The sequence below is a fragment of the Caballeronia temeraria genome, from assembly GCF_001544795.2.
Taxonomy (GTDB): domain Bacteria; phylum Pseudomonadota; class Gammaproteobacteria; order Burkholderiales; family Burkholderiaceae; genus Caballeronia; species Caballeronia temeraria.
In genome coordinates, this window is the sequence record NZ_FCOI02000012.1 from 221,657 (window position 1) to 229,662 (window position 8,006).

Genomic DNA, 8,006 nt, shown 5'->3' on the forward strand with positions numbered 1-8,006 from the left:
ACGTCTTCTGCCGATGGAACGCCGCGCGAAGCACTGAACATCGACATGCCGGGGACGACCCCGGCATGCATGCCCACGTGGCGGGACGGCCCGCCCACGCATTGAACATCCACTCATGTTCGACACAGTCCTCATCGCGAATCGCGGCGCGATCGCGTGCCGCATTCTGCGCACATTGCGCGAACTGAACGTCCACGGCGTGGCCGTCTATAGCAAGGCGGATCGCGCGAGCCGTCACGTCAATCTCGCCGATACGTCATGCAGCCTCGGCGACGGCGCCGCGAGCGTCACCTATCTCGACATCGCGAAGATTCTCGACATCGCGCGCGAACACGGCGTTCAGGCGATTCATCCGGGCTACGGCTTTCTGTCGGAGAACGCCGCGTTCGCGGAAGCATGCGAAGCGGCGGGCGTCGCGTTCATCGGGCCGACGCCCGCGCAATTGCGCGCATTCGGCCTGAAGCACACCGCGCGCGCGATCGCCGCCGAACAGGGCGTGCCGATGCTCGAAGGCACCGGCCTCGTCGACGATATCGGCGCGGCGCTCGAAGCGGCGCAACGCATTGGCTATCCGGTGATGCTCAAGAGCACGGCGGGCGGCGGCGGCATCGGCATGCGCGTGTGCCGTTCCGGTGACGAACTCGCCGCGCAGTTCGATATCGTCAGGCGGCTCGGGCAGAACAATTTCAGCGATGCGGGCGTGTTTCTCGAGAAGTACATCGAACGCGCGCGGCATCTCGAAGTGCAGGTGTTCGGCGATGGCAAGGGCGACGCCATCGCGCTCGGCGTGCGCGACTGCTCGGTGCAGCGGCGCAACCAGAAGGTGCTCGAAGAAACGCCCGCGCCGAATCTTCCCGATGGCATGGAAGCCGCGCTTTGCGATGCCGCGATCCGCCTCGCGCGCGCGGTGTCGTATCGCTCGGCGGGCACGGTCGAATTCGTCTACGATAGCGAGGCGGCGCGCTTCTATTTTCTCGAAGTGAATACGCGCTTGCAGGTCGAGCACGGCGTGACCGAACAGGTGTGGGGCGTGGACCTCGTGCGCTGGATGATCGAGCTCGCGGCGGGCGTTTTGCCGCCGCTCGATACGCTCATGCGCGATCTCGCGCCGCGCGGCCATGCGATCCAGGCGCGTCTCTATGCAGAAGATCCGGGCCGCGATTTCAAGCCTTGTCCGGGGCTGTTGACCGACGTGTCGTTCCCATCGTCCGATGGCGGCGCGCTGCGCATCGACACATGGATCGAAGCCGGTTGCGAAGTGCCGCCGTGGTTCGATCCGATGCTCGCGAAACTCATCGCATGGCAACCGACGCGCGACCAAGCGCGCCACGCGCTCGATGCCGCGCTCGAAGCAACGCGCATCTATGGCGTCGAAACGAATCGCGCTTATCTGCGGCAGATTCTCGCGGATGCGCCTTTCGCGAGCGGACATCCGTGGACGCGTTGTCTCGAAGACTTGCGCTATCGCGCATCGACGATGGAAGTGGTGAGCGGCGGCACGCAGACGACGGTGCAGGACTATCCGGGCCGTCCGGGATACTGGGCCGTCGGTGTGCCGCCATCGGGACCGATGGACGATCGCGCGCTGCGCCTCGGCAATCGTCTGCTCGACAACGACGACGATGCCGCCGCGCTTGAAATCACGATGAGCGGTCCCACGCTGCGCTTCAACACGGATGCGGTGGTCGTCGTGACGGGTGCGACGCTGCCCGTCATGCTCGATGACATCGCGCAGCCGATGAACACGACGTTCTTCATCGCGGCCGGCTCGACGCTCGCGCTCGGCACGATTCGCGGCGCGGGTGCGCGTGCGTATCTGTGCGTGCGCGGCGGGCTGGATGTGGCGCGCTATCTCGGCAGCCGCAGCACCTTCACGCTCGGCCAGTTCGGCGGGCATGGCGGGCGCGCGCTGCGTGCGGGCGACGTGTTGCATCTGCACGCACTCACGAATCGCGATGCAGGCGCGGCCTTGCCCGATGCACTCGCGCATCGTCTCGACGACGTGCGTGTGTTGCGCGTGATCTACGGACCGCATGGCGCGCCGGAATACTTCAGCGCGCCGTACATCGAGCGCTTTCTGAATACGGCGTGGGAAGTCCACTTCAATTCGAGCCGCACGGGCGTGCGTCTCATCGGACCGAAGCCGGAATGGACGCGCACCGATGGCGGCGAAGCAGGGCTGCATCCGTCGAACATTCACGACAATCCGTACGCGGTCGGCGCGATCGATTTCACCGGCGACATGCCCGTGATTCTCGGTCCGGACGGCCCGAGTCTCGGCGGCTTCGTGTGTCCGGTCACCGTGATCGAAGCGGATCTGTGGCAAATCGGGCAGTTGAAGGCAGGCGACAAAGTGCGCTTCGTACCGGTCGATATCGCGTCGGCGCGCGCGGCGGTTTCATCGTGGCCCGCCGACGCAGCTGCGGCGCCGCAAACGACATTGCGATCGCCGATCGTATCGGATATCAACGAGGGCGATGAACGGCTCGTCGCGCGTCTTTCCGGCGACACGCATCTGCTGCTCGAAATCGGTCCGTCCGAGCTCGATCTCGTGCTGCGCTTTCGCGGCCATGCGCTGATGCAATCGCTCGAAGCGTTGCAGTTGCCCGGCGTCGTCGATCTCACGCCCGGCATCCGCTCGCTGCAGATTCACTATCAGCCGGAACGATTGCCGCTCGACACGCTGCTCGAACACATCGCTAGCGCATGGCGCGGCGTGTTGCTGCAACAGGATTTGCGGGTGCCGTCGCGCGTCGTGCATCTGCCGCTGTCGTGGGACGATCCCGCGTGCCGGCTCGCCATCGACAAGTACATGACCACCGTGCGCAAGGACGCGCCGTGGTGCCCGAGCAATCTGGAGTTCATTCGCCGCATCAACGGTCTCGATTCGATCGACGACGTGAAGCGCGTCGTGTTCGATGCGAGCTATCTCGTGATGGGCCTGGGCGACGTCTATCTCGGCGCGCCGGTCGCGACGCCGCTCGATCCGCGTCATCGTCTGGTGACGACGAAGTACAACCCGGCGCGCACGTGGACGGCGGAGAACTCGGTCGGCATCGGCGGCGCGTATCTGTGCGTGTACGGCATGGAAGGGCCGGGCGGATATCAGTTCGTCGGCCGCACGCTGCAGATGTGGAACCGCTATCGCGAAGTCGCGGATTTCGCGGGCCGTCCGTATCTGTTGCGCTTCTTCGATCAGATCCGTTTCTACGAAGTCTCCGCCGATGAACTTCTGCGCATCCGCGAGACGTTTCCACTCGGTCGTTATCCGCTGAAGATCGAGGAGACAGAGCTGTCTCTCGCGGACTATCAGGCGTTTCTCGATCGCGAAGCGGATGACATCACGGCGTTTCGCGCGCATCAACAGGAAGCGTTCGCGGCGGAGCGGCAGCGTTGGCACGAAGCCGGCAGCGACGAAGCGACGCTCGATGAAACCGTCGCCGTCGAGGCGGAGATCGCGCCGCTCGCGGATGGTCAGATCGCCGTCGACAGCGAAATCGCGGGCAACCTGTGGCAAGTGCGCGTGGAACCGGGCGCGAGCGTCGAAGCGGGCGATGTGCTCGTCGTCATCGAGTCGATGAAGATGGAGATATCCGTGATCGCGCCTTGCGCGGGCACTGTCGGCGAGATCCATGTCGCGCCGGGCGTGTCGGTGCGCGCGGGGCAGCGCGTCGCCGTGATCGAGCAGCGCGCATGACGTGCGCGTCTCATGACAACAACGCATCTGGGGAATCATCGGACATGGACACATTCGACTTGCGTCTTCCGGCTTTGCGCGCCGCTTATCGCGAAGGCCGCGCGACGCCGCGCGCACTCATCGGCACGTTGCGCGAGCGCGCCGCAATGCTGAACCCGGACTATCGGCTGTTCATTCATCTTCTGAGCGATGAAGAAATCGAGCCGTATTTCGCGGCGCTCGACGAACAGGATATCGACGCGCTGCCGCTGTACGGCGTGCCGTTCGCGATCAAGGACAACATCGATCTCGCGGGCGTGCCGACCACAGCCGCGTGCCCCGCCTTCGCGTACATGCCCGGCCGCTCGGCCACGCTCGTCGCGCAATTGATCGCGCTCGGCGCGGTGCCCATCGGCAAGACGAATCTCGATCAGTTCGCAACCGGTCTCAACGGCACGCGCTCGCCCTACGGCAAGTGCCGCAACAGCGTGCTCGCGAACTATCCGTCGGGCGGATCGAGCGCGGGGTCGTCGCTGGCCGTCGCGCTCGGCGTGGCGAGCTTCGCGCTTGGCACCGATACCGCCGGCTCGGGCCGCGTGCCCGCCGCGCTCAACAATCTCGTCGGCACGAAAGGGACAAAGGGGCTGCTGTCGACGGCGGGCGTCGTGCCCGCGTGCCGCACGCTCGATTGCGTGACGTACTTCACCGCGACCGCGCGCGAAGCGAGCGAACTGCTCGCGCTCACCGCGCGCCACGATCCCGCCGATGCGTACAGCCGCGCGAATCCGCAATGGAACGATGCGGCGGCGTTCGGCAAGATCGCGCGCTTTCGCTTCGGCGTGCCGCGTCAGCTCGAATTCGCCGGGTGCGATGAAAGCCCCGCGCTCTTCGCGAACGCGCGCGCGGCGCTCGAAGCGATCGGCGGCGAGGCGGTCGATATCGATTTCGCGCCGTTCATCGAAGCCGCGCGTCTGCTCTACGAAGGGCCGTGGGTCGCGGAACGCTACAGCGTGACCGACGTGCTGCTGGAAACGCAGCCCGGCGCCGTGCTGCCCGTGATACGCGACGTCCTCGCGAAAGCGCCGGGCGCGAGCGCCGTCGATGCGTTCCGCGCGCAATACCGGCTGCAGACGTCGAAGCAACGTTGCGATGCCGTGCTCGCGGAGCTGGACTGCGTGCTGACGCCATCGATTCCGCGCGCGGTCACGCTCGATGAACTGGAGCGCGATCCGATCGGCGCGAATTCGCTGCTCGGGCATTACACGAACTTCATGAATCTGCTCGATTACGCCGCCGTCGCGACGCCCGCGGGCTTCATGGCGAACGGCTTGCCGTGGGGCGTGACGCTCTTTGGACGCGCTTTCACGGATCAATATCTGCTGAGCGTCGCCGATGCGCTGCATCGCAAGCTCGCCGTCCCGCTCGCCGGACATGCGCGACACGATACGGATGCGCCCGCGCACGCCGCGCGTGACGACCGCATGAAGCTCGTCGTGTGCGGCGCGCATCTCGCGGGCCTGCCGCTCAACGGGCAATTGACGACGCGCGGCGCACGCCTCGTCGAAGCGACCGTCAGCGCGCCGCGTTATCGGCTGGTTGCGCTCGCGGGCGGCGCGATTGCACGGCCCGGCATGACGCGCGATGAAGCCAACGGCGCGGCGATCGCAATCGAAGTCTGGGATTTGCCGAGCGCGGAAGTCGGTTCGTTTCTCGCGGGCATTCCCGCGCCGCTCGCGCTCGGCAAGGTCGAACTCGCGGACGGCCGCTGGGAAACCGGCTTCGTGTGCGAGGCGCACGCGCTCGAAGGCGCCGTCGACATCACGCGATACGGCGGCTGGCGCGCGTGGCTCGATCGCGCCGCGTGAGGGTTCAATCGGCGGATGCGGCGTGACCGACTTGCGTGAGCGCGAACGCGTGGCGCACTCCGAAGCCGAGCCGTTCATACAGCGCGATGGCGCCTTCGTTGTGACTGAACACGTGCAGGAACGGCGTGTCGCCGCGCTCGCCGATTTCCTTGCGCAGGATGTTCATGAGCCGTCCGGCGAGCCCGCGCCCGCGACACCGTTCATCGACGCACACGGCGCTGATTTCGACATAACCGTCTGTTGTCATGCGCTCGCCCGCCATCGCGACGAGTTCGCCATGCTCGCGAATGCCGATGTAGCGGCCCATTTCGCGCGTGCGCCTGCCGAACGGGCCGGGCTTCGTGCGTTGCACGAGCGCGAGCATGTCGTCGACATCGGCGGCGCCGAGCGCGATCACGTCGCTGTCGTCGATGATCTGCGTGAAGCGCTGCGTCGCGATCATCTGATTGATCGTGCCGACGCGCTTCGCTTGCAATGCGTCTATGCCCGGGAGCGTATCCGTCGACAGGATCGCGACAAGCTCGCCGGGCTGCATGAGCGCGTGCAGCGCGCGCCACGCGTCCGGCGTTTCCGATGCGACCGCCGCGAACGGCGCGACATCGGGATGAAAACGCCGCGCGAGCGCGTCGCCCTGGCCGAGATGCGCCTGCTTCGTGGTGAGCGCGCTCCAGATGGGGCGGTCGAGTGCTGCGTGAGTCGGACGGCTCATGTGTGCTCCGGTTGCTGACGTGATCGGGTATCGGTCACTTTAGGCAAAACGGAGTGAATCGGCTATTGTCGGAAATGACATTTTTAGGGGCATTCGCGCCAGACGAGCGCGTAGCCCGTCAGAACTTCTCCACCCACGGCCGCAACTCCATTTCCCACGTCCACGCGCTGCGATGCTGGCGCAGCACATCGAGATAGGTTTGCGCGATGGCATCGGGATCGAGCGTGCTGTCCGGCGCGTCGGACGGATCGGCGCGATGCTCCGCGCGCACGCCGCCGTCGATCACGAAATGCGCGACGTGAATGCCCTTTGGCGCCAGTTCGCGCGCGGCGCTCTGCGCGAGGCCGCGCAACGCGAATTTGCCCATCGCGAAGGGCGCGGACAGCGCAAAACCCTTGACGCCCGCTGTTGCGCCGGTGAGCAGGATCGCGCCTTTGGCCGCCGGAATCATGCGCCGCGCCGCCTGCTGGACCGCGTTGAACGCGCCGAGCGCCGACACCGCGACGGCCCGCGCGACCGCGGCCGGATCGAGTTCGGCGATGGGTCCGCGAACACGTCCGCTCGCGTTGTAGATCACGATTTCCGGCGCGCCGATGCGGGCCTCGGTCTCGGCAAAGAGCGTTTCCATCTCGCCGGCATCGGAGGCATCGACGGGCAGCGCGATCGCGCCGGTTTCATCGACGAGCGTCGAAAGCTTGTCGACATTGCGCGCCGCGATGACCACCGGGATGTGTTCAGCGCGCAAACGCCGGGTAAGCGAACCGCTGATGCCGGGTCCGGCACCGATGATGAGGGCGCTGCTGTAGGGAAGTGTGCTCATGGTTTCACGCTCGGACGGAGGTGAAGCCGATGATAGCCGCGAAGCGAAATCGGTGCGCGACACGTGAAAAAGGAGAAGGAACCGAGATGGTTCCTTCTCCCGTCGACGATGAAGCCTTCAGTTCTTCAAGCCTTCACGCCGTGCAGCAGGCTGCCGATGGCGTCGAGCGACTTCGTGACGTTGGTCAGATCGACGTTGGTGTACTGCGATGCATCGACCTGCGTGACCGGAGCGACATTGATTTGCGGGCTGGCGAACGCGAAACCGGTGATCGAGTTTGCGTTGATGCCGTTGTTCTGGAAGATGCTCGCACCGCCGACGATTGCGCCCATTTCAGCACGACCCAGTTCCTTGCTGACGGCGAGGTTTTCGATTTTCAACATGATGTCTCTCCTGATGACGTGAATGGCTGAACGAGGGCTTAGAGCTTCACACCGCCGAGCACGCTGCCGACCGCGTCGAGCGACTTCGTGACATTGGTCAGATCGACGTTCGTGTGGGTCGAGGCATCGACCTGCGTCACCGGCGCGACATTGGTCTGCGGGCTCGCGAACGAGAAGCCGCCGTTGTAGTTGGAGTTGATGCCGTTGTTCTGGAAGATGCTCGAGCCGCCGACGATGGCGCCCATTTCTTCACGGTCGAGTTCTTTGCTGACTGCGAGGGATTCGATCTTCAACATGATGGTTCTCCGGATGCGTGTATGAGTGTGTGAGTGCGATGCGGCGATCAGAGCGCGACGCCGCCAAGCAGGCTGCCGACCGAGGCGAGCGACTTGGTGATGTTCTTCACGTCGACGTCGGTGTGCTGCGAGGCGTCGACTTGCGTGACGGGCGCGACGTTGGTTTGCGGGCTGGCAAAGGAGAAGCCGCTGTTGTAGTTGGAGTTGATGCCGTTGTTCTGGAAGATGCTCGAGCCGCCGACGATGGCGCCCATTTC

General features: G+C 65.4%; 7 protein-coding genes. 2 read left to right on the plus strand and 5 right to left on the minus strand.

The window, feature by feature from the left end; genetic code table 11:
* The first annotated feature begins 115 nt into the window (after nt 1-115).
* Entirely contained in the window at nt 116-3,697 is a 3,582-nt protein-coding gene (uca, locus tag AWB76_RS19150; protein WP_061161703.1) for an urea carboxylase, read from the plus strand.
* Between the two features lie 44 nt (nt 3,698-3,741).
* A complete protein-coding gene (gene atzF, locus AWB76_RS19155; RefSeq protein WP_061161704.1) occupies nt 3,742-5,541 on the plus strand; it encodes an allophanate hydrolase in 1,800 nt (599 codons plus the stop codon).
* Between the two features lie 4 nt (nt 5,542-5,545).
* Here the strand turns inward: atzF and AWB76_RS19160 are convergent, their stop codons facing one another.
* From AWB76_RS19160 to AWB76_RS19180, 5 genes are all read right to left on the minus strand, one after another.
* Nucleotides 5,546-6,250, minus strand: coding sequence for a GNAT family N-acetyltransferase (locus AWB76_RS19160; RefSeq protein WP_061161705.1), 705 nt, complete (start codon nt 6,248-6,250; stop codon nt 5,546-5,548).
* A gap of 118 nt (nt 6,251-6,368) precedes the next feature.
* Nucleotides 6,369-7,070 carry an SDR family NAD(P)-dependent oxidoreductase gene (locus AWB76_RS19165; RefSeq protein WP_061161706.1) on the minus strand — a complete coding sequence of 234 codons (702 nt, stop codon included), beginning with the start codon at nt 7,068-7,070 and terminating at the stop codon, nt 6,369-6,371.
* A gap of 125 nt (nt 7,071-7,195) precedes the next feature.
* Nucleotides 7,196-7,453 (minus strand): hypothetical protein, encoded by a 258-nt coding sequence (locus tag AWB76_RS19170; protein ID WP_061161707.1) that lies wholly within the window; start codon nt 7,451-7,453, stop codon nt 7,196-7,198.
* A gap of 38 nt (nt 7,454-7,491) precedes the next feature.
* A complete protein-coding gene (locus AWB76_RS19175) occupies nt 7,492-7,749 on the minus strand; it encodes a hypothetical protein (RefSeq protein ID WP_061161708.1) in 258 nt (85 codons plus the stop codon).
* 47 nt (nt 7,750-7,796) lie between these two features.
* The coding region (locus AWB76_RS19180; protein WP_063936362.1) for a hypothetical protein at nt 7,797-8,006 on the minus strand (210 nt) is incomplete at its 5' end.

Bases quoted from the DNA above. Each gene is read 5' to 3' on its own strand.
- uca (WP_061161703.1), top strand. From the start codon at position 116: ATGTTCGACACAGTCCTCATCGCGAATCGCGGCGCGATCGCGTGCCGC.
- atzF (WP_061161704.1), top strand. From the start codon at position 3,742: ATGGACACATTCGACTTGCGTCTTCCGGCTTTGCGCGCCGCTTATCGC.
- AWB76_RS19160 (WP_061161705.1), bottom strand. From the start codon at position 6,250: ATGAGCCGTCCGACTCACGCAGCACTCGACCGCCCCATCTGGAGCGCG.
- AWB76_RS19165 (WP_061161706.1), bottom strand. From the start codon at position 7,070: ATGAGCACACTTCCCTACAGCAGCGCCCTCATCATCGGTGCCGGACCC.
- AWB76_RS19170 (WP_061161707.1), bottom strand. From the start codon at position 7,453: ATGTTGAAAATCGAAAACCTCGCCGTCAGCAAGGAACTGGGTCGTGCT.
- AWB76_RS19175 (WP_061161708.1), bottom strand. From the start codon at position 7,749: ATGTTGAAGATCGAATCCCTCGCAGTCAGCAAAGAACTCGACCGTGAA.